Here is a 23,997-nt window from a genome sequence, read left to right as displayed (position 1 = left end):
GTAACTCAAAACTTCACAAGATGCGTTACATTCGTCGAGTGCCCCTCAGAGACGACGACTGGTCAACTCGGCATTCGGTGCAGGCGGTTGCCGGCCGGACCGCCGCCCTCGTCAACGCCCTGGCCTGCGAGAGCCCGACGGCCGACGCGGTCGCCGAAGTGCTGCGTGAGCACGGCGAGACCGGCTCCGTCGACCTCTCCCCGGCCGACGTCGCCGAGATGCGCGACGCCGCCGTGCTGCTGCGCGAGGTCTTCACCACGGACCAGGTCGACGTCGCGGCGACCCGGCTGAATCAGCTTCTCCGGCGCACTGTCGGCACCGTCCGTCTCTCCGCGCACGACGGTCTCTCGCCCTGGCACCCCCACCTCGACAGCGACGACGACGCGCCCTGGGGCGAGTGGTTCCTCGCCTCCTCCTGCCTGGCCCTGACGGTCCTCGTCTGGGACCACCAGCGGCCGCCCGGCGGCCTCTGCGCGTCGGCCAGTTGCCGGAACGTGTACCTCACGCAGGGAAGCGGCCCGCCACGCCGCTACTGCTCTCGCCGCTGCTCGACGCGGGAGCGGGTGGCGGCCCACCGCCGCTCGCGCGCCTGAGCCGGCGCGCACCTGAGCCGGCCCGCCTGGAGCGTGACGGCGCCCGCCCTGGAGTTTGACGGCATGCCGCCGATACGATCCACGGCATGTCTGCCCAGCTGAGCGAAGCCGCCCGCCAGATCCTCGACGACACCAACTACGCGATCCTCGCCACGGTCAGCCCGGACGGCAGTCCGCAGACGTCCGTCGTCTGGGTCGGCAGGGACGGCGACGACGTGGTCATCTCCACCGCCGCCGGGCGGCGCAAGGAGAAGAACCTGCGGCAGGAGCCGCGCGTCAGTCTGAGCGTCTTCGACAAGGACAACCCGCTCCGGTACATCGAGATCCGCGGCGCCGCGACCGTCACCGAGGACACCGGCCGCGCGCTGGCCGTCTCACTCGCCGAGAAGTACGCGGGGCCGGGCGCGGGCGAGGAGTTCCTGCAGCTGCCGCCGGAGGTCGTCCGGGTCGTGATCCGCATCACGCCCGACCGCGTCGTGGGCAACGCCGCCGCCTGAGGCGTGACGCGCGGGTGCCCCGGGGACCGGCGGGCCCTGGGGCGCGCGCCGGCCACCGGGGCACCCGGGGCGGTCAGTTCAGCAGGTGCCCTCGTCCTTCCAGGCACCCCACTCGCCGGTCGAGCCCGGCTTCTCGTTCTGGGTCCACCACTGCGCCTTCCACTTGTGGCCGCTGTACGAGACCTCCTCGCCGCCCGTGTACACGGTGGTGGCGCTCCACGGGGTCGTGGTGCAGGTCCCCGGCGGGTTGGTCGGCGGGTCGGTGGGCGGATCGGTCGGCGGGTTGGTGGGCGGCGTCGCCCCCGCGAACTTCACCGAGTACTTCGCGAAGTCCCAGGCGGCCTGCGGCACACTGCTGCAGGTGCCGGACGTCGCGCCGTTGTTGTCGGCCGGTGTGCACTGCCGGTCGCGGTTGAGCGACCAGAAGGTGAACCGGTCCATGCCGTGGCTGGTCGCGAAGTCGAGGACCGTCTGGAAGTCGGCCTGGCTGAAGTACTCGCCGGTGTCGCTGCGGCCGTTCATTCCGGAGAAGCCCTCGTGGGCGTAGGCGGTCGCCTCGCTCCAGCCGAAGGTGGAGCGGAGGATCGAGTTGAAGTTCGTCAGCGCGGAGGTCTGCGAGGCCGCGCCGTTGAACCCGCCGTCGAACGGCATGATGGAGAAGTTGTTCGGTGTGAAGCCCTGTGCCTTGGCCTCGTTCAGCATCTGGGTGCCGAACCAGCCGGTGCCCGCCGCCGTGCCGGCCGTGGTGACGGAGACATACAGGCCGGGGTTGTTCTGCTGGAGGATCTTGGCGGCGCCGATCTCGTGCGCGACGGCCGCGGTGTTCTCGTACTCCGGCTCTTCGAGGTCGAAGTCGATGGCCTTGAGCTGGTACTTGGTCACGACCTGCTGGTACGCGGCGGCCGTGGCCTCCGAAGTGGCGCACGCCTGGCCGAGTTTGGTACCGCCGTAGCCGCCGATGGAGACGGACACGTCTCCGCCCTTGGCCCGGATGGAGTTGATGACCCCCCCGACCGCCGTGTCGTTGGCGACGGGCGCCGTGCCGCCCCAGGTCGGGCTGCAGCCACCACCGTTGGGGGCGAGGATGAACGCGAGTTGGAACGCCTTCAGTCCGGTGGCGTCCATGATGGCGCCGGCGTTGGGCGGGTTGTTGTCGAGGGGCATCAGATAAGGCGCTGCGGCGTACCAGCGATTGCTGAGCGCTGCCGCGTCGGCGGACGCCGTCGCTCCGGCCGCCTGGCCGGTAGCGAAGGCGGCAAGGCCGGCCGTGGCGAGCGCGGCGGTCGCCGCGCCGCAGAGGAGAGCACGAAGACGCTTCATGTGCAGGTCTCCTGAAGGAGTGGAAGGGAGCCTTCAGAATTGAGCACCGCCAGGGACACGTCAATGACTTGGACTAGACCAATTCAAATCTGTTGTATCCCACAAGCTTTGGCGCGGACAGGCACGGACAGGCGCGGGACGGCGACGCGAACGGACACGGACGGGCCCGGGCGGACGCGGAACCAACCGGCGCGCCACCGGTGTCCCAAGCGGCGTGACGTAACGGGGATGGCCGCCTACGGTGGGTGGTCACAACAGGCCGGACCGGCCGTTGTCGAAGGGGGGAAGGGCGTGGTGGAGCCCGGGGCCGGCATAGGACTGCGCGGTCGCAGCGGCATTCTGTCGCTGGTCGAGGAGTGTCTGCGTTTACCGCCGGGGGCCGACCGCCCCGTCACGATGCTGCTCGGTCCGCGTGGCAGCGGCGCGAGTGAGGCGCACGGTGCGCTGATGGAGCGCTTCGGACCTGAACATCCCTTCGCCTACCTGGACTTCGGTGGCGCGCAGTCGTTGCTGCCGCGCTACGCGCTGGCCCTGCTGGCCCGCCAGCTGGAGCGGAAACTGCCCCGCTTCGGCCGGTCCAGATTCCCCCTGCTGAGCCTCGGACTCCTCGCGTCCGACCAGGAGTTGCACATCCGCAGCCTGCCCGAGGGCCGGCGTGCGGTGCAGCGGCAGCTCGACCGGTTCCAGGAGGCCAACGAGGCCCGGCACGGCGACTATCTGGCGGCCTTCTTCGAGGTCGGGATGGGCGCCGTCGGAGTGCCCGAGGGGGCGTCCGCCATCGCGCTCGCCGTCGCGTCCGACGCGCTGCGGCGCGGTCGTAACCGGCTGCCGGGCCGGGCGTTGGCGGGCCGGCTGACCGGTGGCGCGCAGTGGTTCGGCGCGCACCCGCTGATCCGCAGCGGCGACCGCTGGGAGGCCCTGGTCGAGCTCAACCTCTGGCGCCACGAAGGCGATGCGCAGGAACAGGAACGCCTGGACCGGGTGCTGTTCTCCGCGTTCCTGGAGGATCTGCGCCGTAACGCCGCCCGCTCCTTCATGCCCCGCTCGTACCTGGTGCTGCTGGACGAGTCGCACGCACCGTACGGACGCCGCTTCCTGGACCTGCTGCTGCGGGCCCGGCACGACGACGCGGTGGTGGCGGGCACCGACTGCGATCCGCTGACGGTCGTGGCGAGTTCCAACCGCTGGCTGCCCCGCTGGGGTCCCGCCACCGGCGACTCCTGGCCCTGGCAGCTCCGCGGCCCCGACCACGCCTCGCTCACGGACTGGAACGACTACCGGCCGACCAGGGACAGCGAGGACACCTGGTGGTACCCGCTGCGGCTGCGCGACCTCAGCCTCGACGAGGTGCGGATCCGGATCGAGTTGCAGCTGGGCGGCAACCCCGACCACGCGCCGTACACCCGGCTCACCCCGTTCGTGCACCGGCTGACCGGTGGTCTGCCGCGCGCGGTGCAGCAAGTCCTGGACGTACTAAGGCAGTCGAGCGACGTCCCGGCCGAGAGCGGTTCCGAGCAGGAGCGCTGGCTGCGCACACTGCCGGACCGGCCGCTGCTCGCCGGCGAGGTGACGAGGCCGCTGGCCGACACCGCGACCGACCATCTGCTGCACGGGCTGGACACGATCGAGCGCACCATGCTCGCCGAGGTCGCCGCCGCACGGGACCTTTCGGTGGGCGCGCAGGTGCTGGGACAGGGCGACGCCCTGTTCGGCGAGATGCGGTCGCGCTGGCTGCTGGCCGGGCCCGGCACCCTCGTACCCATGCTGCATCCGTGGCTGCGCAGGCTGCTGCTGTGGCAGCTGGCCCGGCGCCCCGACGACTGGGACATGGCGCACGAACTGCTCGCCGAGCACTACAGGGCCGAGGGCCGGCCGGTGCGGGAGATGTACCACCAACTGGCCACGGGACAGGTCGACGAGGTCGCCGAGCAGCTGAAGCGGCGCTTCCTCGACGTACCGGCCGCGCAGTGGATCAGCGAGTTCGGCGCGGTCACCGCGGCCCCCAACCGGCTGCCGTCCACCGGCGGGCCGCTGGAGGTGCTGGCCGGGCTGAGCGGCGACCAGCCGGGGACGGTCCAGGACGGCGGCCCGCAGTCGGTGATCCGCAGTCTCGTCGCCGCGCGCTGGGTCTGGAGCGATCCGCTCGGCGACCCGGGGATGCGGCTCGGCAACATGATCGCCGACGGGTTCGCGCAGCTCTCCAGGCTCCGCAGTTACGACATTGTGCCGCTGTTCAACGAGGCCGAGCGGTACCGCAGTTGGCGTCATCCGCAGACAACGTCCGGGGAGGCATGAGCCGGTGATGGTCAGAGTCGAATGGCCGCTGCACGTCGTTCGGCGGATCGTGTTCGGGGTGGTCACCGCCGCCGTACTCGCGGTGGGCGGCTGGTTCTTGGTCTCCTGGCTCCAGGAGTCGCAGGCCCGGTGCGGCGCGGGCGTGGTGAAGATGGGCGACGACGCCGAGTGCGTGGGGGTGACCGACGGCTCGTACACCTTCGCCGGTCATCTCGCGCCGGTCGAGAAGAAGATCCGGCAGGAGAACGCCAAGGTCGCGAAGGGCGAGGACAGTTATGTGAGCGTCGCCTACATGACCTCCTTCACCCTGAAGGACGACGACAGCAACTCGTCCGAGTCGGTGCGGCACGAGCTGGAGGGCGCCTATCTCGCGCAGTACCGCTACAACGAGGGCGATCTCGGCGGGAAGCCGAAGATCCGGCTGCTGCTCGCCAACACCGGCAGCAGATCGGCCCATTGGCGGCACACGGTCGGCGAACTGACCGCCCGCGCCGACGACAAGCGGGGCAGGCTCGTCGCCGTCACCGGCCTCGGCCCCAGCACGGACGAGAATCTGGCCGCCATCAGGGAGCTGTCCAAGAAGGGCATCGCGATGGTCGCCTCCACGATGACGGCCACCGACATCCAGGACATACACAACTTCGTGCGGGTGTCGCCCACCAACGTGGACGAGGCGTACGCGGCGGCCGGCTATCTCAAGCGGAACAAGTTCAAAACGGCGGTCGTGGTGCAGGACGCGGCGAAGGGAAACCTCTACGCCGGCACCCTGGGCCCCGCGTTCACCCGGGCCTTCCCCGACAAGGCCGGCCATCGGCTGGTGGCCGAGACGAAGACGTTCGACTCGTCGGTACGCAGCGCCTGGCAGACGGAACTGCGCTTCATGTCGGTGGAGTTGTGCGCCCAGAAACCTCAGGTGATCTACTTCGCCGGGCGCGGGATCCATCTCACGAGCTTCCTCGACTCGCTGGCCAACCGGAACTGCCAGTCGGAGCAGTTCACCGTGATCGCCGGTGACGACACCAGCAATCTCACGGCGGACAAGCTCGCCGACGCGGCGGCGACGAAGATCAACGTGCTGTACACCGGCCTCGCCCACCCCGACATGTACAAGAAGAACCCGGACGCGGTCTCGGCCCCCTCGGCCAAGTTCTTCGCCGAAGGCGCCGAGCTGGACCGGTGGTTCCCCAACGACAGCCGCGACGACGGCCAGGCCATCATGGCCCACGACGCCGTGCTGACGGCGGCGACCGGCGTACAGATGGCGGCCAGCTCGCAGGGCGAGGTCGTCGGGGACGCGGTGGCGCGGATGTTCCACCAGATGGACGGCGGTCAGCAGGTGGCCGGTGCGAGCGGTTTTCTGTCCTTCCAGAACAACGGCAACCCGCGCGACAAAGCGGTCCCGGTGCTGCGGCTGACCGCCCAGGGCAGGGCGGTGTTCGTCGAGGTGTCGGCGGCCAACGGCAGACCGCGGGAGAAGAACGGCTAGGGAGTGTCCGCGAAGTATCGTCGTCCGCCCTCGGGGCGGGGCTCGCGGGGGCTGGTGCGTGCGATCGCAAGGCGCCGATGTGCCCTTGTAGCGGAGCTACTTGGGCATGTCGGCAACGCCGCGAGCGTGCGTGCCAGCCCCCGCGAGCCAGACGAGACTTCGCGGACACGACCCAGGACCTGATCCGAACGACAGCCCCAGGGCCGGTCGATGCCCCCCGTCCAGCCGGCGGAGCACCGCTGCCACCTGCTCGAAATTCCGGCCAACCTGCCGGGCATGTATCGGCGTTGACGGGATATCCGTACCCCTGACAGAGGAGGCGCAGATGCCGATCACATTCCGCAAGAGTTTCCGGATCCTGCCGGGGGTGCGGCTCAACATCAACCGCCACTCCTGGTCCATCACGACAGGCGGCGGCAAGCACGGGCCGCGGCACACGTCAAGTTCGACAGGGCGGCAGACGACGTCGCAGGACCTGCCGGGCCCCTTCGGCTGGCGCAAGACGACGACGAAGCGCCGCGGTTAGGGCCTGTCCGGCGGCTCAGGGCCGGACAGTAACCCGAACGGCGGTATACGGATTGTCCATACGGCCCCACAGACCGATCATCGGACTGTGGGGCCGTACGGGTTGACCTCACGCGACAGACCCCCCTCGCGCGGCGCTTATCTCACACGTGAGATAGCCTTTCGCTATGGCAGACGACTACCTCGTACGCATCGGCAAGCTCATCCGTGACGCCCGACAGCACCGGGGCTGGACACAGACACAGCTCGCCGAGGCACTGGCCACCAGCCAGAGCGCCGTGAATCGCATTGAGCGCGGCAATCAGAACATCAGCCTTGAGATGATCGCCCGGATCGGCGAGGCACTCGACAGCGAGATCGTCTCGCTCGGCTACGCCGGGCCGATGCATCTGCGCGTGGTCGGCGGACGCCGGCTCTCCGGCGCCATCGACGTCAAGACGAGCAAGAACGCCTGTGTGGCGCTGCTCTGCGGCTCGCTGCTCAACAAGGGGCGTACGGTACTGCGCCGCGTCGCCCGGATCGAGGAGGTCTTCCGGCTCCTCGAAGTCCTCAACTCCATCGGTGTGCGCACCCGGTGGATCAACGACGGGGTCGACCTCGAAATCGTGCCGCCCGCCGAACTGGACATGGCGGCCATCGACGAGGACGCTGCCCGCCGCACCCGCTCCATCATCATGTTCCTCGGCCCGCTGCTGCACCGGATGGACAACTTCCGGCTGCCGTACGCCGGCGGTTGCGACCTCGGCACCCGTACCATCGAGCCGCACATGATCGCCCTGCGCCGGTTCGGCCTGGACATCGCGGCGACCGAGGGCATGTACCACGCGCAGGTCGACCACTCGGTCTCGCCCAGCCGCCCCATCGTCCTGACCGAGCGCGGCGACACGGTCACCGAGAACGCGCTCCTGGCGGCCGCCCGCCACGACGGCGCGACGGTCATCCGCAACGCCTCGTCCAACTACATGGTCCAGGACCTGTGCTTCTTCCTCGAAGCGCTGGGCGTACGGGTCGACGGCATCGGCACGACGACGCTGACCGTGCACGGCGTACCGTCCATCGACGCGGACGTGGACTACTCCCCCTCCGAGGACCCGGTCGAGGCGATGAGCCTGATCGCGGCGGCCGTGGTCACCGAGTCGCGGCTGACCATCCGCCGGGTCCCGATCGAGTTCCTGGAGATCGAACTCGCCGTACTGGAGGAGATGGGCCTCGACCACGACCTGACCAGCGAGTACGCGGCCGACAACGGCCGTACCCGGCTGGTGGACCTGACCGTACGGCCCTCCAAGCTGGAGGCGCCGATCGACAAGATCCACCCCATGCCGTTCCCCGGCCTGAACATCGACAACGTGCCGTTCTTCGCCGCTATCGCCGCCGTGGCGCAGGGCAAGACCCTCATCCACGACTGGGTCTACGACAACCGCGCCATCTACCTGACGGACCTCAACCGGCTGGGCGGCCGGCTCCAACTCCTCGACCCGCACCGGGTCCTGGTCGAGGGCCCCACCCGCTGGCGCGCCGCCGAAATGATGTGCCCCCCGGCGCTGCGCCCGGCCGTGGTGGTCCTGCTGGCCATGATGGCGGCGGAGGGCACATCGGTGCTGCGCAACGTGTACGTCATCAACCGCGGCTACGAGGACCTGGCGGAACGCCTCAACTCGGTGGGCGCGCAGATCGAAATCTTCCGCGACATCTGACCGAAGAACGTCGCCGCACGCCGACACACGCCGACGCACCCCGTCCGACCCGCCGCCAAACGGGTAGGACGGGGTGCGTCGGCGTTCCGGTACGTCAGGGGATCAGTGCCTCGATGCGGTCGAGTTGGGCCGCGAGGACGTCTTCGAACGCCGCGCTGCGGTCCGCTCCGAGGGGGCGGAGGTCGCGGGCGTAGTGGGCCAGGGCGGGGAATCGTTCGGGATCGGCGCCGAGCACCGCGACGCGGAACTGCTCCATGCCCTGCTCGTACTCCTCGGGCGTGATGGCGCTGATACCGGCCTCGGAGGCGATGAGCGCCGCGACGAGGATCACGGTGCGGTGGTATCGCACGGGGACTTCCTCGTCGGGCAGGCCTGACGCGCGCAGGGCCTGCAGCATTTCCTCCATGACCAGCCGGGATCCGGTGCCGCCGGACGCATGGCGTCCCCACACCGCGGCGAGCTGGGGCTGTTCGCCGAACGCCTCCCGCAGGCGCAGGGCCACTGCGGTGACGCGCTGCCGCCAGTTGCCCTCGGGCCGGTAGCCGTCCATGGCGGCCAGGAGGATCCGGTCGGCAACCGCGCGCAGCAGTTCGGTCTTGTTGCGGAAGTGCCGGTAGAGGCTGGAGGAGTCGGTCCCGAGCGCTGCGGCGAGTTTGCGCACGCTGAACGACTCGGCGTCGCTCGTGCGCAGCAGTTCCGCCGCCGTGTCCAGGATCTCGTCGGTCGACCATCGCCTTCGACCCGTCATCTCGCCCCTCTCGTCCGGACTCAGCCTAGCCCATGCGTTCATCGATGCACTCATTCATGCACTTGCCGATGCACGCGGTGCGTGCATAATGAGGACAACGGACCGTCCGGTCACCACGACGTACCCGGCATCCGGCCGGGAGGGAAGAAGGAGCCATGAGTGAGTTCACTGCCGGGACGCGGCCGGCGGAGCCCGACTTCGCGGCGATAACGACCGGGGAACTGCTCGCCTACCGCGAGGCGGAGAACCGTTTCCGGGCCTCCGGCGCGGCCCGGGCGTTCCTCGGGGAGCCGGATCCGGGCGCCGCGATCGACTGGCAGGAGATCGCGCTGCCCGGCCGCGACCTGCCGGTCCGGGTCTACCGGCCGGCGCCGACGGGGGACGAGGAGGCCGCAGCCTCCCCGACGGGGGACGAGGAGGCCGCAGCCCCGGCCGGCCTGCCCCTCGTGGTCCATGTCCACGGAGGCAGCTTCGTGGGCACGGCGGTGCAGTGCGACTGGACCAACAGCCGTCTCGCCGCGAGGCTGCCCGCCCTCGTCGTCTCCGTCGAGCACCGCCTCCTCACCCCGGACAGCCCGCTCGCGAACGCCGCCGACGACGGCTGGGACGTGTTCGACCACGTGGTGCGGCACGCGGCGCGGTGGGGTGTCGACCCCGCGCGCGTGGCCGTCTTCGGTGAGAGTTGCGGTGCTCTGATCAGCGCGCTGACGGCGATCCGGGCAAGGGAGGCGGACCTGGAGCTCACGGCGCAGGTGCTGGTCAACCCCGCGGTCGACGTGACCGGGACGATGTTCGACTATCCCTCGGTCGCCGAGTACGCGGACAGCCCGACCCTGGCCCTGCCGCAACTGCGGCTCTTCCAGCGGCTCGCCGCCTCGTCGGCGGCCGAGGCCCGCGCGGTCTCACCGCTGTACGCGGACGACCTGAGCGGGCTCGCCCCGGCGCTCGTGGTGGTACCCACCCAGGACCCGGCGGCCGACCACGGCCGGCGCTATGCCGAGCGACTGCGCACGGCGGGGACCTCGGTGCGGCTCACCGAATACCCGGGAGCGAAGCACGCGTTCCTCACACTGCCCGGCGTGGAACCACAGGCCGAGGCCGCCCGGGCGGAGATCCTCGCGTTCCTGCGCACCGCCTTGGCGAAGTGACGGAGGAACGGTCCGGGGCCTGCGCGGATCAGCTCTCCGGGAGCAGCACGGTCGGGTCGCCGGTGAACCATGCGCTGTCGATGGTGAGTCGGCGGATGCGCCAGGTCTCGCCGTCGCGTACGAGGTCGGCGTCGTAGCGGTTCATCATCAGCGCGTGACGGGTGCGGTCGGGCTTGGGTCCTTCGCCGGGCGGGAAGTGCTGGGCCATCGCGTAGCACTGGACGCTCGCGCTGTCGCCGTTCACGGTCGTGCGGATGTTGCTGATGACGTGGCTGGTGTCGAGGGGGCCGACGGCGGGGATCAGCGCGCCGACGACGACGTCCCGCGGGGCCAGCACCGGGAATTCCAGGCCGATCTTGGTGGTGGCGGGGGTCAGATCGACCGTGGCGTCCCCGGTGAGCGAGGACGTGAACAGTTCGGCGTCGCCGTGGTCGAGTCCGGCCGCGTAGCGGTGCAGTGTGTCGGCGACGGCGGCGCGGTCGGCCAGGAGTCGCAGGGTCGTGTCAGTCATGACGTCCTCCGGGGTTGTGGTTGAGACGGAACAGGTTGCGGGCCGACCTCCGCCGCCGGCGAGGCGCGTATCGGTGCCGCCGGCGGATAGTCGGTGTAGCCGTCGGGGCCGCCCTGGTAGAACGTGGCCCGGTCACCCGTGGTGAGCGGCAGGCCGTGCCGGAAGCGGGCGGGGAGGTCGGGGTTGCCGATGAACAGCTCGGCGAAGGAGACCAGATCGGCGAGGCCTTCGCCGATGACGGCGTTGGCGGAATCCTGGTCGAGGCCCGCGTTGGCGATGAGCGTTCCGCGGTACAGCGGCCGGAACAGCCCGAGGGATTCCTGCCGTTGGGCCGGAGTCACCTTCTCGTTGGGCCGCCGGGTCATCATCAAGTGCAGATAGGCAAGCGGGTAGTCGTTGAGCCGCGCGGCCACATGCTCGTGCACGGCCAGGATCTCCGGCGAGACCTCGTGGGACGCCCCCAGCGCTTGGTGCGGGGCGAACTTGACGCCCACCCGGTGCGGCCCCCAGACGCCGGTCACCGCGTCGAGCACCTCGAACAGGAAGCGGGCCCTGCCCTCCACCGTGCCGCCGTAGGCGTCGGTACGCAGGTTGAGCACGGGATTGAGGAACTGGGCGATGAGATAGCCGCGTTGGGCGTGCAGCTCCACACCGTCGAAGCCCGCCAGCCGCGCGTTGGCCGCGGCCGACCGGTACTGCTCCACGACGTCCGCGATCTGGTGTGTGCTCAGCGCGCGGGGCGTGATGACGTGGGTGGGCCCGTTCGGCGTGTGCACCGTACCGCCGGGATTGACGGCGGAGGGTGCGACCGGGAGATGCCCCTGGTGGAAGTCCGGGTGCGAGGCGGCGCCGGTGTGGGCGAGTTGGGCGAAGACGGTTCCGCCCTCGTCGTGCACGGCCGACGTCACCGCCGCCCAGGCCCGTACCTGCTCCTGGCTGTAGATGCCGGGCACACGCACCGCCCCCACCGCTTGCGGGCTGATCCAGGTGCCTTCCGACACGATCAGACCGGCGCCGGCCCGCTGCCGGTAGTACTCGCTGTGCGACGTCGTCGGAGCCAGCGCCGGATTGTCCGCCCTGGCCCGGGTCATCGGCGCCATGACCACGCGGTTGCGCAGTCTCAGCCCCGCACCGAGATCGTAAGGACCGAGCAGCGGCTGCTCTTCGGTCCGGGGTGGGAGGGACATGCCCGCCTCCTCGCAGTGGCAGTGGTTCAAGCCGGTACCACCACTGTCACGCCGAGGCAGCCATCACGTCCAACGATGTCTAATGCTGATCACCAGCACCGTGGGTGATGGTGACTGCCCGTCCAAGAGGTGCGGGTCCTATCGTCCGGCCCTCGGGGTGCGGATCGCCTCGGCCGCTGCCTGGGTGGCCTGCTGGGCCGCATCGACGAGGCTGCTTCCGTTGACGAGACGGGCCGCCGTGACACCGGCGAACACATCACCCGCCCCCGTGGTGTCGACCGGTGTCAGCGCCGGTGCGGGCAGGTGGGTCGTCCGTCCGTCCGCCACGACGAGCGCGCCGTCGGAGCCGAGCGTGACGATGACGGAAACACATCGCTCCGCGAGTCGGGCCGCTGCTTCCGCCGGTGTGCCGGCGGCCGTCAGATGGTGTGCTTCGGAGACGTTGACGATGAGGGGATCCGCGGCGGCCAGGACATGCTCGGGCAGCGGGGCGCTGGGGCTGGCGTTGACCATCAGCCGGGCGCCGCGCGCCACCGTCCAGCGCGCCGTGGCCTCCGTCGTCGCCTGCGGGATCTCCAACTGGGTCAGTACGAGCCGCGGAGCGAGGGCGTCGAGTGCGCGGGTGACGTCGTCGGGCAGCAGCAGGTTGTTGGCCTCGGGGAGCACGGTGATGCTGTTCTCACCGTCGGGCGTGACCGTGATCAGGGCGAGGCCGCTGGACTCTCCCCGTACGGCGAACTGCGAGGTGTCGACGCCCCGTCGTACGAGCTCGGCCTCCAGCGCCCGGCCCGCGTCGTCGGACCCGCGGCACCCGACGAACGCCGTCGTTGTGACGCTCGCCGCGGCGACCGCCTGGTTGAGGCCCTTGCCCCCGGGGTGCCGGCGATAGTCGGTGCCCAGGACCGTCTCGCCCGCGCCGGGGCGACGGGGCGTACGGGCGACGAGGTCGAGGTTCGCGGATCCGACCACGGCTACGCGGCTCAATTCTTGCTCCCGGTGGTGGCGACCGATGCGACGAAGTAGCGCTGCAGACCGAGCAGGATCACGGCGGGAATGACCGCCAGCACGGCTGTCTCGGCGAAGACGCGGCCGTAGTCGGTGCTGAACGCGTTGAAGGTCTTGGCGATGGCGACGGGGGCGAGGTCCTTCCCGTCGCTGGTGGTGACGAGGATGGGCCACAGATAGGCCTGCCACTGGAAGAGGAAGAGGATCAGACCGGTGCCGATGAGGGCCGGCCGGGTCAGCGGCAGATAGATCTTCAGGAAGATCCTGGGCCACCCGGCGCCGTCGACACGCGCCGCCTCGGCCAGTTCGGACGGGATCCCCAGGAAGAACTGACGGAGGGTGAAGATGGCAAGACCGTTCCCGAGTCCGGGCAGGACGAGGGCGGGAATGCTGTTGGTCAGGTCCCAGTCGCTGAACGTGTGCGCCAACGGGATGGCGATGGCCTCGAAGGGGACGAGGAAGCTCAGCACGACCATGCCGAAGACGAACTTGCGGCCGGGGAAGTCGACGACCGCCAGGGCGAAGGCCGCCATCGCGGAGATCACGATGCCGAGGACGACGGTCACGGCCGCCACGATCACACTGTTGGAGAGGTTGCGCAGAAAGCCGTTGTCGACCGCGGAGCGGATGTTGTGGAACGTCCAGTGCTCGGGCCACAGCATGTGCCAGTTGAGGGAGGAGCTGTTGGCGAAGGTTTCGGTGGCGCCGCGGAACGTGCTGGCGATGAGCCAGAGGACCGGCAGCAGGAAGGCGAGGCCCACGACGACGGCGACGACGGCCAGCACGATCCGGCCGGTGCGGCCGGTGTGCCCCGTACGACCGGTGTCACCCGTGCGGCCGGACGCGGAAGCCGCGGGCCTGACAGGGTTCGGGAGCGGGGTGCGGTTCATGATCAGCTCTCCTCGACGCTGCGCAGCAGCCGGAACTGGACCGCGACGATGACGATCATCAGGGCGAGCAGCACCAGCAGTTCCGCGGCGGCGGTGTGCGGATCGGCGAGCTCGAAGCTGTTGTGGAAGATGTCGTACATCAGGAAGTTCGACTTTCCTTGCGGTCCCCCGTCGGTCAGGATCTGCATGGGCGCGAACAGGACGAAGTTCGAGACGGTGTCGGCGACCAGGACGAACAGCAGCGGCCTGCGGAGCAGCGGAAGCGTCACCGACCAGAAGCGACGGAGCGGGCCCGCTCCGTCGATGGCGGCGGCTTCGTAGTACACGGTCGGGATGTCGTTGAGACCCGCGATGAGGAAGATCATCCAGTAGCCGACGCCGATCCAGCTGGCGATGAGGATGAGGCTCGCCACCACCTGGCCCTGTCCGGTGAGGAAGGGCTGCTGGTGGATGCCGACGCCGGTGAGCGCCGCGTTGACCGGACCGTCCGGGCGGAGCGCGATCCCCCACACCACCGCGGACCCGGTCATCGGGACGGCGGCGGGCAGGAAGATCAGTGTGCGCCAGATGCCGGTGGCCGGCAGGTTCTGGGTGAGGAGCACGGCGAGGGCGAGCGCCAGCACGATCTGCAGCGGGTTGACGATGACGTTGAAGATCAAGGTCTGCTGGACGGACGACCAGAAGGCGTGGGACGAGAAGAGCGCCGTGAAGTTGTCCAGGCCCACGAAGCTCGGCGGCAGTGTGCTGCCGGGGAGACTGGTGTGCGTGGCGTCGTTGACGGCCTGGATGACCGGGATGAGCCGCAGCACGATGATGAGCGTGAGGGCGGGCGTCAGGAAGATGGCGGCTGCGCTGAGATTGCCTACGAGCCTGCGCCGGTGAAGTGTGCCTTTACGGCGTGGCGCGGGAGCCGTCTCTCCGGCGTCCGGAGGGTGCGTGGTGAGTGTCATTGCGGGAGTCCCTCCCGCCGGCCGGGGCTTGGTCGGCCCGCCCCGGCCGGTCGGTTCACATGGGTCAGCGGTACTTGGCCCACGCCTGGTTGATCGTGCTGGTGGCGGAGGACAGGGCGCTGCTCGCGGAGGCGCCGTTACTGATGTCGTCGAAGGTCTTGGACAGGGTGTCCTCGAACTCGACGTAGCCGGCGGTCCTGGCGCGCAGCGTGGCCGTGTTGGCCAGTTCGTACTTGGTCAGGTCGACGGCGCCCGCCATGCGGGGGTCCTTGAAGACCTTCTCGTCGTAGAAGGTCGCCGTACCGGCCGTGTTGGAGGGCGGCACGGTGAGGCTGGGCATGTACTGGGCGAAGCCGCCCTTGTCGAGGGCCATGAACTTCATGAAGATCTCGGAGGCGACCGCCTTCTTGCTCGCGGGGTTCAGCCCGAGCGACCAGCCACCGGTGGGTGTGGCCGCCTTGCCGCCCTTGAAGTACGGGTAGGCGGTGACGCCGAAGTCCAGCTTGGCGTTGGACGCGAACTGGGGTCCCCACCAGGGGCCGCCGGGGAAGAAGGCCACCTGGCCCGAGGCGAACAGCTCCGGGGTCTGGGCGACCGGTACGCCGCGCGGGGAGACCTTGTCCTTGTACAGCGAGCCGTACCAGGTCATCGCCTTCTCCCAGCCCGCGGTCTCCAGCTTGGGCGTGAGGTTTTTGTCCCCGCCGGCGCCCGGGCCGCCGCCCAGGCTCTCGGCCAGGGGCTGCAGCTGGTAGTAGCGGTTGACCTGGTCGAACAGCAGGCCCCACTTGGCGCCTGCCTGCTGGGTCTTCTTCGCGTCGGCGGTCACCGCCTCCCAGGTCAGCCGGTCGGCTGGCTTCGCCGAGGGGAAGGGGATGCCGGCCTTCTTCAGCAGCGTCTTGTTGTAGAAGAGCAGCTGGCTCGACGTCTGGAAGGGCATGGCGACGAGCTTTCCGTCGCTGGTCGCCGCCTGCAGTGACGTCTTGTCGACCTTGCCTGCCATGTCGGGGAACGCCGACGTCAGGTCGGTGAGCCAGCCCCGTGCCTGGTAGGCGTCGGTGCGCGGCATGTCGACGTCGTACAGGTCGAGCGTCGAGTCCCGGCGGCTCAGCCGGGTGCTGAGCACACTGTTGAACTGGTCGAACGGCACCGCCTGGTAGTTGACGGTGATGTTCGGGTGCTCCTTGTGGAAGGCGGCGAGCACCGGCTTGATGTCGTCGGCCGAGTACGCGGCGCCGGCGTAGTTGATGGTGACCGGCTTCGCCGGGTCCTTGAGGCTGTCGGCGGCGGTGAGGCCCGCGGGCTTCTGTCCGCCGCCGGACGAGTCGGAGCCGGATCCGCAGCCCGCGACCAGCAGGGCCGTGGCGATCGCGCCGACGGCGAGTTGTGTTCCGGCCCTGGCGGGGCGGGGAAGGGTGGGAAGCTTCATGACGGTCCTCTCTGACGGTCATGGGATGACGGGTCAATCGCCGGCGGACGTACCGGTGAGGCGATCGAGGAAGAGGCGGCCGAAGCCAGGCACGTCGGTGTCGACGGCGACCGAGGCGTTGGGGGGTCCGGGGGGCGGGGCGAGGGCGAGTCCGCGGTCGGCGACGACCAGGCCCCGGGCGAGTTCGCTGGTGGTGTCGGTGGCGACGTGGGCGTCGGCCCACGTGCACAGGGACGGGTCGGCCACGGCCGCCACGACGAGGGGGTCGTGCAGGAAACACGCGTCCCTGTGTTCCTCGCGCAGCGGGAAGGCCCTGGCCAGGAAGTCGATCCAGGCCAGCGCGCACTCCCCGGCCCAGCGGCCGAAGGAGTCACCGCGGGACAGTACGGCGGCGTCGTCGCGGGTGAGCCGTACCCGGGAGGTCTGGTCGATGCCCACCATGCGCAGCTCGGCGCCGCTGGCGAGGACCATCGCGAGTGCCTCGGGGTCGACGTAGGCGTTGAAGTCGCCGACGACGGTGATGTTCTGGGCGTAGCCGGTGGCGGAGCCGGCCATCATGACGATTTCCGCCACGTTCTGGGCGAACCCGGGGTCGAGTCGCAGGGCCAGCGCGAGATTGGTCATGGGGCCGATGGCGACCACCGTGATCTCGCCGGGATGCGCGGCTGCCAGCTCCACGAGATACGCGGCGGCGGTGAGGTCGCTGGTCGGTCCGAGCCGGTCGGCCGCCGCCGTGGGGACGGCGGGCCGGTCACCGACGACGTCGTCGAACAGGGCGCGCAGTGGAGCCATGTCCCGCAGCAGCGGGCGGTCGGCGCCGCGCAGGACGGGGAGGCCGGGGTGGCCGAGCCGCTGGGTCAGCCGGCGGGCGACGTCGACCCCCGTGTCGACGTCGACGTTGCCGTTGACGACGGTCAGTGCCTCGACGGTCAGTTCGGGCGACCGCAGGGCCAGCGCGATGGCCAGGCCGTCGTCGATGTCGGAGCCGGGTTCGCCCAGACCTGGGTCGGTGTCGATCACGATCCTGCGTGCGGTGGTCATGCGGGCACATCCTGTTCGAAGGTGGTACGAACGGCTTCCGTCCGTGCGGCGAGTTCGGTGACGGTGATCCGGTCGAAGCCGCGTACGGCGCTGCGGACCACTCCCCCGGTGGGTTCCACCAGCCGGCCGGGGACGGCGTCCACACCGTGCAGGGCACCGAACACACTGCCGACCGTGGCGGCCGTCGAGTCGGTGTCACGGCCCGCGCCGACGGCGAGGGCGATGCTGCGTACGAAGTCGCCCTCACCCCACAGCAGAGCGGCGGCGATGATGGCGGCGTTGTTGACAGTGTGCACCCAGTTGTAATGGCCGAGTTCGCTGTCGATCCAGCGCTGCACCGTCTCGCCGGTGGCGCCCCGCTCGGCCATGCGCAGCAGCTCGGCCTGGCTCGTGTACAGCCGCGAGCGCGGTGGGACGACGGTGAGCGCGGCCCGCAGGGCGTCGATCGGCTCGGTGGACACCAGCGCCTCGGCGTTCAGCGCCGCGGACCACATCGCACCGTAGATGCCGTTGGCGGTGTGCGACAGGACCGCGTCGGTCAGCGCCATCTTCGCCGCGGCACGGGGGTCGCCGGGCTGTACGTAGCCGTAGATGTCGGTGCGGATCAGCGCGCCGATCCACTCGCGGTACGGGTTGTCGTGGGTGGCCGTGCGGGGTGCGCGCAGGCCCCGGATGAGGTTGCGGTACGCGGCGCGCTCCGCCGTGAACGTCTGGGTGAAGGGAACGCGGTCCAGCCACTCGCGGCCGATGTCCTCGGTCGTCAGGCCGCGCCCGTACGTCTCCAGCAGGTGCAGGCCGAGGATCGTCCAGTCCAGGTCGTCGTCCCTCGGGACGGCGTCGAAGCGGCCGGCCGCGGCGAACGGAGCCGATTCGTGGAGGTGGCTGACACCGGCGGGCAGTGTGTCCAGCAGCGGGATGAATCCGGTCTGCGGCCACTGGCCGACGGCCCGCAGGTAGATGCCGACTTCGTCGCGGGTCAGGCCCTCGACGGGTTTGCCCATCGTGTTGCCCACACACCGTCCCAGCCAGGCACCGGCCAGTCGGCCGGGCAGCTGTTCCGGTGCGGCGGGCCGCGCGGCTGCCGGCGGGGCGAGCGCCGCCCATATCTCCTCGGCGTCGGACGGTTCGTCGAAGTCCCAGCTGGCGGAGCGCGGCAGGGCGGCGAGGGCGGCCGCCACGGAGGCGAGTCCGGCGAGGTCGTCGGCGGCGGCGGCCCGGCGGGCCGCCGCCAGCAGTTCTTCTGCGGCGTGGCCCGACGACAGAAGCTGTTCGGCTTCGTCGGGGACGAGATCGCGTGGGTCGAGTACGTCGTGCACGAGCGGTGAGCTCCTCAGGCAGATTCGCGATGAACGAGGTGGTGCTGGACCAGGACGCGGCGGGGCGTTCCCGAGGGGTCGTCTATGCGGCCGAGCAACAGCTCGCCCGCCACCCGCCCGATCTCCTGGGCGGGGACCCGCACCGTGGTCAGGGAAGGGCTGACGAGGCTGGCCGCGTCGATGTCGTCCACCCCGAGGACGGCGACATCGGCGGGGACGGCGAGCCCGAGCGAACGGGCCGCGTCGAGCGCGCCGATCGCCATGAGGTCGTTGGCGCAGAACACGGCGGTGGGCCGTCGCTCCAGGTCCATGAGCTGGTTCATCGCCTTGGCCCCGGACTCCCGCGTCCAGTCCCCCTCCGCCTCGGCGGCCCGCAGGGGCCGCAGGCCGTGGTCGCGCAGGGCCTGCCGGTAGCCGCCGAGACGCGCGGAGCCGGGGGCGACCCGGCTGGGTCCCGAGATGATGCCCAGGGTCCGATGGCCCTGTCCGTGCAGGTAGCTGACGGCGTCGGCGGCGATCCGCTCGTCGTCGGACGACACCACGTCGGTGGAGGTGCCGTGCCGGGGCGAGCCGACGGTCACCACCCGGGCGCCCGAGCCGAGCAGCGGTTCCAGCATCCGGTCCGGTACGTCGACGGCGGCGACGACGACCCCGTCCACCCGGCGCTGCACTGCCTCGTTGAGGAAGGCCTCGATGGGGGGCGTGCCGGCTCCGACGTCCGCCAGGAGCACGACGTACTCGCGCTCACCCACCGCTTGCTGCAGGCCACGGGCGAGGGCGGGATAGAACGGGTTGGTCAGGTCCTGGACGACCAAGGCGATGGTCTGACTGCGGCGGCCCGACAGGCCGAGTGCGAAGAAGTTCTGCTGGAACCCCATCTCCTCGACCACCCGCATCACCTTGCGGCGGGTGGCTTCGGAGACCGGGCGCCGGCCGGAGAGCACGTGCGAGACGGTCGTCTTGCTCACTCCGGCCCGCGCGGCGACGTCCGAGATGGTGGCGGGCCCTTTTGACTCCTCAGTCTCCAAACCGGTTTGCCCAGGGACCGCCTCAGGCGTACCGCCCGTCTCCGCCATCTGCACTCCTCGTTTGCAAACCGGTTTGCTTATCGGGAGCAACAGTCACCCAGATGACGCGGAGAAGTCAAGAGGCGGACCGCCTGAAATCCGACACCGCCGGAAGCAGGGCCGGAGAGGAGCGCCGGATGGGAGCGCCGGACATGAGGGCAGGACGAGACGGCAGGACATGAGGGCAGGGCGGCTACGACCTGTCGTCGTCCGGTCCGCCCAGCTGCCGCAGGGCGGGGTGCCGCTCGCGGAGCAGGTCGAGGAGGGCCTCGGTGGTCGCGCCGGGGCGGCGGTTCGCTGCGGTGGCGACGCCGAGCTGCCAGGTCAGTTCGTGGTCGGCGACCCGCAGGACGTCGAGCCCCGTCAGGTCGTGGATGAGGAAGCGGCTGAGGAAGCCGATGCCGAGCCCGGCGCGAATGAACGTGACGGCGGTTCCGATGTCGGCGACCTCCAGGGTCACCTCCCGCTCCACCCCCGCGGAGGCGAAGGCCCGGTCGACCACGATGCGGTTGCCGAAGCCCGGCGGGGAGTCCACGAACGGGAACTCGGCCAGTTGCGCCAGGGAGACCTGGCCGGCGCCGGCCAGCGGGTGGACCCGGGGCACGTAGAGCAGCAGGGGCGCGACGGCCAGCGGCCTGGTGTCCAGGCCTGCGGGCGAGGGACCCGGCAGGGACAGGAACGCCACGTCGAGCCGCCCGTCGCGCAGGTGGTCGACGAGGCCCAGCGAGCCCGCCACCGCGGCCCTGAGCCGGACCGTGACACCGGGATGCCGCTCGTGCAGCTCGGCCAGCAGTCCGGGCAGGTCGACCAGGTCGATCGAGGTCAGTGTGCCGACCGTGACCGTGCCGTGCAGGGCGCCCTGGGTCCGGTGGACGGCGTCCTTGGCGGCGCGTGCAGCGTCCAGTGTCTCCCGCGCCCGGGGCAGGAAGGCGCGCCCGGCGGCCGTCAGGGTGATCTCCTGGGGACTGCGCACGAACAGGGCCGAACCCAGCTCCCGTTCCAGCGACTTGACCGTGGCGGACACCCCCGACTGGACGACGTTCAGCCGGCTCGCCGCGCGCGTAAAACTGGCGGTGTCGGCAACGGCGAGGAAGTATTCGAGATGGCGTAGTTCCATGGCTTTTATTATCGCTCGCGGTGCTGACGCCCAGCATGAGCCATCGTTGGACGTGATCGATGCTCGGCGTGACAGTGGGGGGACGACCTGCTCGACCTACGTCCCGTCTGTCCTGTCCGTCCCGTCTGTCCCGTCACGGAGAATCGCCATGACCGCACCAGCCGCATCGTTCGACGGCAAGACCGCCCTCGTCACCGGGGGCTCCTCGGGTATCGGCCACGCCATCGCCGCAGCGCTCGCCGCGGCGGGCGCCCGCGTGTACATCACCGGCCGCAGACAGGCGGAGCTGGACGCCGCGGTCGCTGCGATCGGCCCACGCGCCTCGGGTGTACGCACCGACGTGGCCGACCTCGCCGCGGTCGACGCCCTGTACCGGACCGTCGAGGAGCACGAGGGCCGGCTGGACATCCTGGTCGCCAACGCGGGAGGCGGCGGTGGCGCGCCGCTGGGGACGATCACCGAGGAGCACTACGCCGCCACGTTCGACACCAACGTCAAGGGCCTGCTCTTCACCGTGCAACAGGCACTCCCGCTGATGGAGCACGGCGCTTCGGTGATCCTCATCGGCTCCACCACGGCGACCAGGGTCGACGGGCCCGGCATGAGCGTCTACGCGGCGAGCAAGGCCGCCGTGCGGAGCTTCGCCCGCAGCTGGGCGGTCGACCTGCGGGGACGCGGTATCCGGGTCAACGTCCTGACCCCGGGCCCCACAAAGACCCCTGGTCTCCTCGGACTTGCCGAGCCCGGTCAGGAACAGGAGCTGCTGGACTCCTTCGCGGCGAAGGTCCCGCTGGGCCGGGTCGCCGACCCTGCCGAGATCGCCACGGCGGCGCTGTTCCTGGCGTCGGACGCGTCGAGCTTCGTCAACGGGGCCGAACTCTTCGCCGACGGCGGGCACGCCCAGATCTGACCGGCTCCGTCACTCCGACCGGCCTTCCATGCGGGCCCACCGCCGCGACGTGCCCACCGGCGTGACGGTCCCGGCGCCGCCACGGTCCCGGCGCCCGCGCGCCGCGTGATGCTCCCGTGCGACCGCCTGCCGCCTCCGGGCCCCGGACTGCCCGGCCCGTCCTCCGGGTAGCGCTGTCACGGCGACGGCTTTCGCGACGACGGCTCTTCGCGAACCGCCGACAGGCGCCGGCGGATCCGCTCTGGGAGGCAGCCCGTGAGAAGACTCTTCGGACGCGTACGGATGGCCGAGCCGCAGGTCTCCGACGCCGAACAGGAGCTGTTCGGCGGCCCGTTACGGTACGACATGGGCTGGTCCCAGCACGAGCACGCAGCGCTCGACCTGACCCTGCTGTCCGCTCTGCGCTCGATGCCGAGGCTCGTCGGGGCGACCCTGCGGATCGCGTGGCACGCGGACCGGCGGGCGTTGCTCGCCGTCGCCGTCAGCGAGATAGGCCAGGGCGTGGCGGCCGCCGTCGGACTGCTCGCGGTCAACGCCGTCATGCACGCGCTGCTCGGCGCGGGCACAACGGTGGAGCGGCTGCACGCGCTGCTGCCCGGCGTGCTCGCCGGCGCCGGGGCCGCCGTCGTCAACTCGGCGCTGGCCGGCTGGTCCACCTCGCGGGCAGGACGGCTGGAACCTCTCGTGGAGCGGATCGCCACGACGCAGTACCTGGCCGCAGCGGCCTCGGTGGAGCTGGAGGCCATCGAGGACCCGCAGTTCCGCCGGCTGATCGACGTCGCCCAGTACGGCGCCGCATCCGCGAGCCGCATGATCGGGGCCTGTGTGGCCGCGCTGAACGGCACCATCTCGCTGGTCTCCACGGCCGGTGTCCTGACCATCCTGCATCCGCTCCTGCTGCCCATGCTGATCCTCATCGCGGCGCCGCGCGGCTGGGGTGCGATGCGCGTGGCGCAGGAGCGGTACGTGTCGGCCATGAGCTGGATCGAGCATGTCCGGGCCAGCCGGCTCATCGGCAATCTGCTCACCGAACGCACCGCCGCCCAGGAAGTGCGCATCCACGCCGTCGGGCGCTTCCTGCTCAGCCGTTACGAGCGCATGGCCGAGAGCGCCGAGGCGGAGCAGGAGCGGCTGGCGGCGAGCAAGGCCGTCACCGAGTGGGTGGCCGCGGCACTGTCCGGGGTGGCCATGGCGGCGACGTACGGCGCCATGTTCTGGCTGACCGTCAGCGGGCACATGAGCCTGGCCGTCGCCGGCACCGCCGTGATCGCCGTACGCTCCGGGTCGGCGAGCCTGGGCGCCCTGGTGATGCAACTCAACACACTGCACGAGGAGTCGCTGTACGTGCGCGACCACTCCCGCTTCCTGGCCGAGGCGAAGCGGCGCACCATCCCCGGCGGCGGCGATCCCGTTCCCCTGCGGGTAAGGGAAGTCGTCCTCGCCGACGTCACATACCGCTACCCGGACCGTGACTTCCCCGCCCTGGACGGAGTGTCGCTCACCCTGCCGATGGGCTCGGTCACCGCCGTGGTCGGCGAGAACGGTTCGGGCAAGAGCACACTGATGAAGGTGCTGTCGGGGCTGTTGCTCCCGCAGGGCGGAAGTGTGTTGTGGGGCGACGCCGATGTGGCCTCGCTGGACCGTTCCGAGGTCTTCGACCGGGTCTCCCTGCTCACCCAGGACTTCCAACGCTGGCCCGTGACAGCGGCGTTGAACATCCGCATCGGCCGGCCGTCCCACGAGGCGGCCCCCGGCGACCTCCAGCCGTCCATCGACTACGCGGGAGCGGGACCGGTCATCGAGAAACTGCCCGACGGCCTGCGGAGCCTGCTGGCGCTGATGTTCCGCGGGGCCAGCGAACTGTCCGGCGGTGAGTGGCAGAAGGTGGGCCTGGCCCGTACCCACTGGCGCAGTTCGACGTCACAGGCCGACAGCGTCCTCATCGTGGACGAGCCGACCTCCGCCCTCGACCCGGAGGCCGAGATCGCCGCGTTCGACCGTATCCGCAGGCTCACCGCGCCGCACCGGGCCGTCGTCCTCGTCACCCACCGCATGTCCGGCGTCCGCCATGCCGACCGTATCTACGTCCTGCACCACGGACGGCTGACCGAGCACGGCAGCCACGACGAACTCGTCGCAGCCCAGGGGCGGTACGCCGCGATGTTCGCCGCGCAGGCCGCGCAGTACGCCCCCGCCGGCGGCTGACCTCCGGCACGCGCGCGAAGGGGGGATCGGCGGTCCCTGGATCTGTTGTGCCTTCATCCATGT

General features: G+C 70.5%; 21 protein-coding genes. 9 read left to right on the top strand and 12 right to left on the bottom strand.

Features of this window, described 5'->3' with window-relative positions; genetic code table 11:
• Nucleotides 1-20: 20 nt before the first annotated feature.
• Both OHS57_RS29375 and OHS57_RS29370 read left to right on the top strand, forming a co-directional pair.
• Nucleotides 21-593, top strand: coding sequence for a CGNR zinc finger domain-containing protein (locus OHS57_RS29375; protein WP_328583829.1), 573 nt, complete (start codon nucleotides 21-23; stop codon nucleotides 591-593).
• An 86-nt stretch (nucleotides 594-679) separates the two neighbouring features.
• The gene (locus tag OHS57_RS29370; RefSeq protein WP_041991989.1) at nucleotides 680-1,090 is read left to right on the top strand and encodes a PPOX class F420-dependent oxidoreductase; all 411 of its coding nucleotides are present in this window, start codon (nucleotides 680-682) and stop codon (nucleotides 1,088-1,090) included.
• Between the two features lie 78 nt (nucleotides 1,091-1,168).
• Here the strand turns inward: OHS57_RS29370 and OHS57_RS29365 are convergent, their stop codons facing one another.
• Nucleotides 1,169-2,410, bottom strand: coding sequence for a carbohydrate-binding protein (locus OHS57_RS29365; RefSeq protein ID WP_041991988.1), 1,242 nt, complete (start codon nucleotides 2,408-2,410; stop codon nucleotides 1,169-1,171).
• Between the two features lie 291 nt (nucleotides 2,411-2,701).
• Between OHS57_RS29365 and OHS57_RS29360 the strand changes: the two genes are divergently transcribed.
• The 4 genes from OHS57_RS29360 (at nucleotide 2,702) to OHS57_RS29345 (ending at nucleotide 8,413) form a co-directional block, all read left to right on the top strand.
• Nucleotides 2,702-4,705, top strand: a complete 2,004-nt coding sequence (locus tag OHS57_RS29360) for a hypothetical protein (RefSeq protein ID WP_328583828.1) — start codon at nucleotides 2,702-2,704, stop codon at nucleotides 4,703-4,705.
• Between the two features lie 7 nt (nucleotides 4,706-4,712).
• Nucleotides 4,713-6,191, top strand: a complete 1,479-nt coding sequence (locus OHS57_RS29355; RefSeq protein ID WP_328583827.1) for a branched-chain amino acid ABC transporter substrate-binding protein — start codon at nucleotides 4,713-4,715, stop codon at nucleotides 6,189-6,191.
• A gap of 325 nt (nucleotides 6,192-6,516) precedes the next feature.
• Nucleotides 6,517-6,717 (top strand): DUF4236 domain-containing protein, encoded by a 201-nt coding sequence (locus OHS57_RS29350; protein WP_041991983.1) that lies wholly within the window; start codon nucleotides 6,517-6,519, stop codon nucleotides 6,715-6,717.
• Nucleotides 6,718-6,883: 166 nt separating this feature from the next.
• Complete coding sequence (locus OHS57_RS29345; protein ID WP_041991981.1) at nucleotides 6,884-8,413, top strand: helix-turn-helix domain-containing protein; 1,530 nt, start codon at nucleotides 6,884-6,886, stop codon at nucleotides 8,411-8,413.
• 94 nt (nucleotides 8,414-8,507) lie between these two features.
• Here the strand turns inward: OHS57_RS29345 and OHS57_RS29340 are convergent, their stop codons facing one another.
• Complete coding sequence (locus tag OHS57_RS29340) at nucleotides 8,508-9,161, bottom strand: TetR/AcrR family transcriptional regulator (protein ID WP_041991978.1); 654 nt, start codon at nucleotides 9,159-9,161, stop codon at nucleotides 8,508-8,510.
• A gap of 155 nt (nucleotides 9,162-9,316) precedes the next feature.
• On the opposite strand from OHS57_RS29340, the gene OHS57_RS29335 reads away from it, so the two are divergent.
• Nucleotides 9,317-10,309: an alpha/beta hydrolase gene (locus OHS57_RS29335; RefSeq protein ID WP_328583826.1), complete on the top strand. Its 993-nt coding sequence runs from the start codon at nucleotides 9,317-9,319 to the stop codon at nucleotides 10,307-10,309.
• 28 nt (nucleotides 10,310-10,337) lie between these two features.
• On the opposite strand, the gene OHS57_RS29330 is transcribed toward OHS57_RS29335, so the two are convergent.
• The 10 genes from OHS57_RS29330 to OHS57_RS29285 form a co-directional block, all read right to left on the bottom strand.
• Nucleotides 10,338-10,820: a nuclear transport factor 2 family protein gene (locus OHS57_RS29330; protein ID WP_328583825.1), complete on the bottom strand. Its 483-nt coding sequence runs from the start codon at nucleotides 10,818-10,820 to the stop codon at nucleotides 10,338-10,340.
• On the bottom strand, nucleotides 10,817-12,007 hold the full coding sequence (locus OHS57_RS29325) for an alkene reductase (RefSeq protein WP_328583824.1): 1,191 nt from the start codon (nucleotides 12,005-12,007) through the stop codon (nucleotides 10,817-10,819). The genes OHS57_RS29330 and OHS57_RS29325 overlap by 4 nt, the downstream gene beginning before the upstream one ends.
• A 138-nt stretch (nucleotides 12,008-12,145) precedes the next feature.
• Nucleotides 12,146-12,991 carry a ribokinase gene (locus OHS57_RS29320; protein ID WP_328583823.1) on the bottom strand — a complete coding sequence of 282 codons (846 nt, stop codon included), beginning with the start codon at nucleotides 12,989-12,991 and terminating at the stop codon, nucleotides 12,146-12,148.
• Complete coding sequence (locus OHS57_RS29315) at nucleotides 12,988-13,902, bottom strand: carbohydrate ABC transporter permease (protein WP_041991970.1); 915 nt, start codon at nucleotides 13,900-13,902, stop codon at nucleotides 12,988-12,990. The genes OHS57_RS29320 and OHS57_RS29315 overlap by 4 nt, the downstream gene beginning before the upstream one ends.
• A 2-nt stretch (nucleotides 13,903-13,904) precedes the next feature.
• A complete protein-coding gene (locus OHS57_RS29310; RefSeq protein WP_328583822.1) occupies nucleotides 13,905-14,852 on the bottom strand; it encodes a carbohydrate ABC transporter permease in 948 nt (315 codons plus the stop codon).
• 64 nt (nucleotides 14,853-14,916) lie between these two features.
• The gene (locus OHS57_RS29305; RefSeq protein WP_041991969.1) at nucleotides 14,917-16,278 is read right to left on the bottom strand and encodes an extracellular solute-binding protein; all 1,362 of its coding nucleotides are present in this window, start codon (nucleotides 16,276-16,278) and stop codon (nucleotides 14,917-14,919) included.
• Between the two features lie 33 nt (nucleotides 16,279-16,311).
• Entirely contained in the window at nucleotides 16,312-17,319 is a 1,008-nt protein-coding gene (locus tag OHS57_RS29300; RefSeq protein ID WP_052457157.1) for a nucleoside hydrolase, read from the bottom strand.
• On the bottom strand, nucleotides 17,316-18,635 hold the full coding sequence (locus OHS57_RS29295) for an ADP-ribosylglycohydrolase family protein (protein WP_328583821.1): 1,320 nt from the start codon (nucleotides 18,633-18,635) through the stop codon (nucleotides 17,316-17,318). The genes OHS57_RS29300 and OHS57_RS29295 overlap by 4 nt, the downstream gene beginning before the upstream one ends.
• Before the next feature lie 14 nt (nucleotides 18,636-18,649).
• Entirely contained in the window at nucleotides 18,650-19,663 is a 1,014-nt protein-coding gene (locus OHS57_RS29290; RefSeq protein ID WP_328583820.1) for a LacI family DNA-binding transcriptional regulator, read from the bottom strand.
• Between the two features lie 232 nt (nucleotides 19,664-19,895).
• On the bottom strand, nucleotides 19,896-20,819 hold the full coding sequence (locus OHS57_RS29285; protein WP_328583819.1) for a LysR family transcriptional regulator: 924 nt from the start codon (nucleotides 20,817-20,819) through the stop codon (nucleotides 19,896-19,898).
• Between the two features lie 148 nt (nucleotides 20,820-20,967).
• On the opposite strand from OHS57_RS29285, the gene OHS57_RS29280 reads away from it, so the two are divergent.
• Entirely contained in the window at nucleotides 20,968-21,729 is a 762-nt protein-coding gene (locus tag OHS57_RS29280; RefSeq protein ID WP_328583818.1) for an SDR family oxidoreductase, read from the top strand.
• 282 nt (nucleotides 21,730-22,011) lie between these two features.
• A complete protein-coding gene (locus tag OHS57_RS29275) occupies nucleotides 22,012-23,934 on the top strand; it encodes an ABC transporter ATP-binding protein (RefSeq protein ID WP_328585196.1) in 1,923 nt (640 codons plus the stop codon).
• Nucleotides 23,935-23,997 lie beyond the last annotated feature (63 nt).

The sequence above is a fragment of the Streptomyces sp. NBC_00370 genome (assembly GCF_036084755.1).
In the GTDB taxonomy this organism is placed as follows: Bacteria; Actinomycetota; Actinomycetes; order Streptomycetales; family Streptomycetaceae; genus Streptomyces.
Note: the sequence above shows the minus strand (reverse complement) of the source record. Positions and strands in the feature narration are given on the sequence as shown.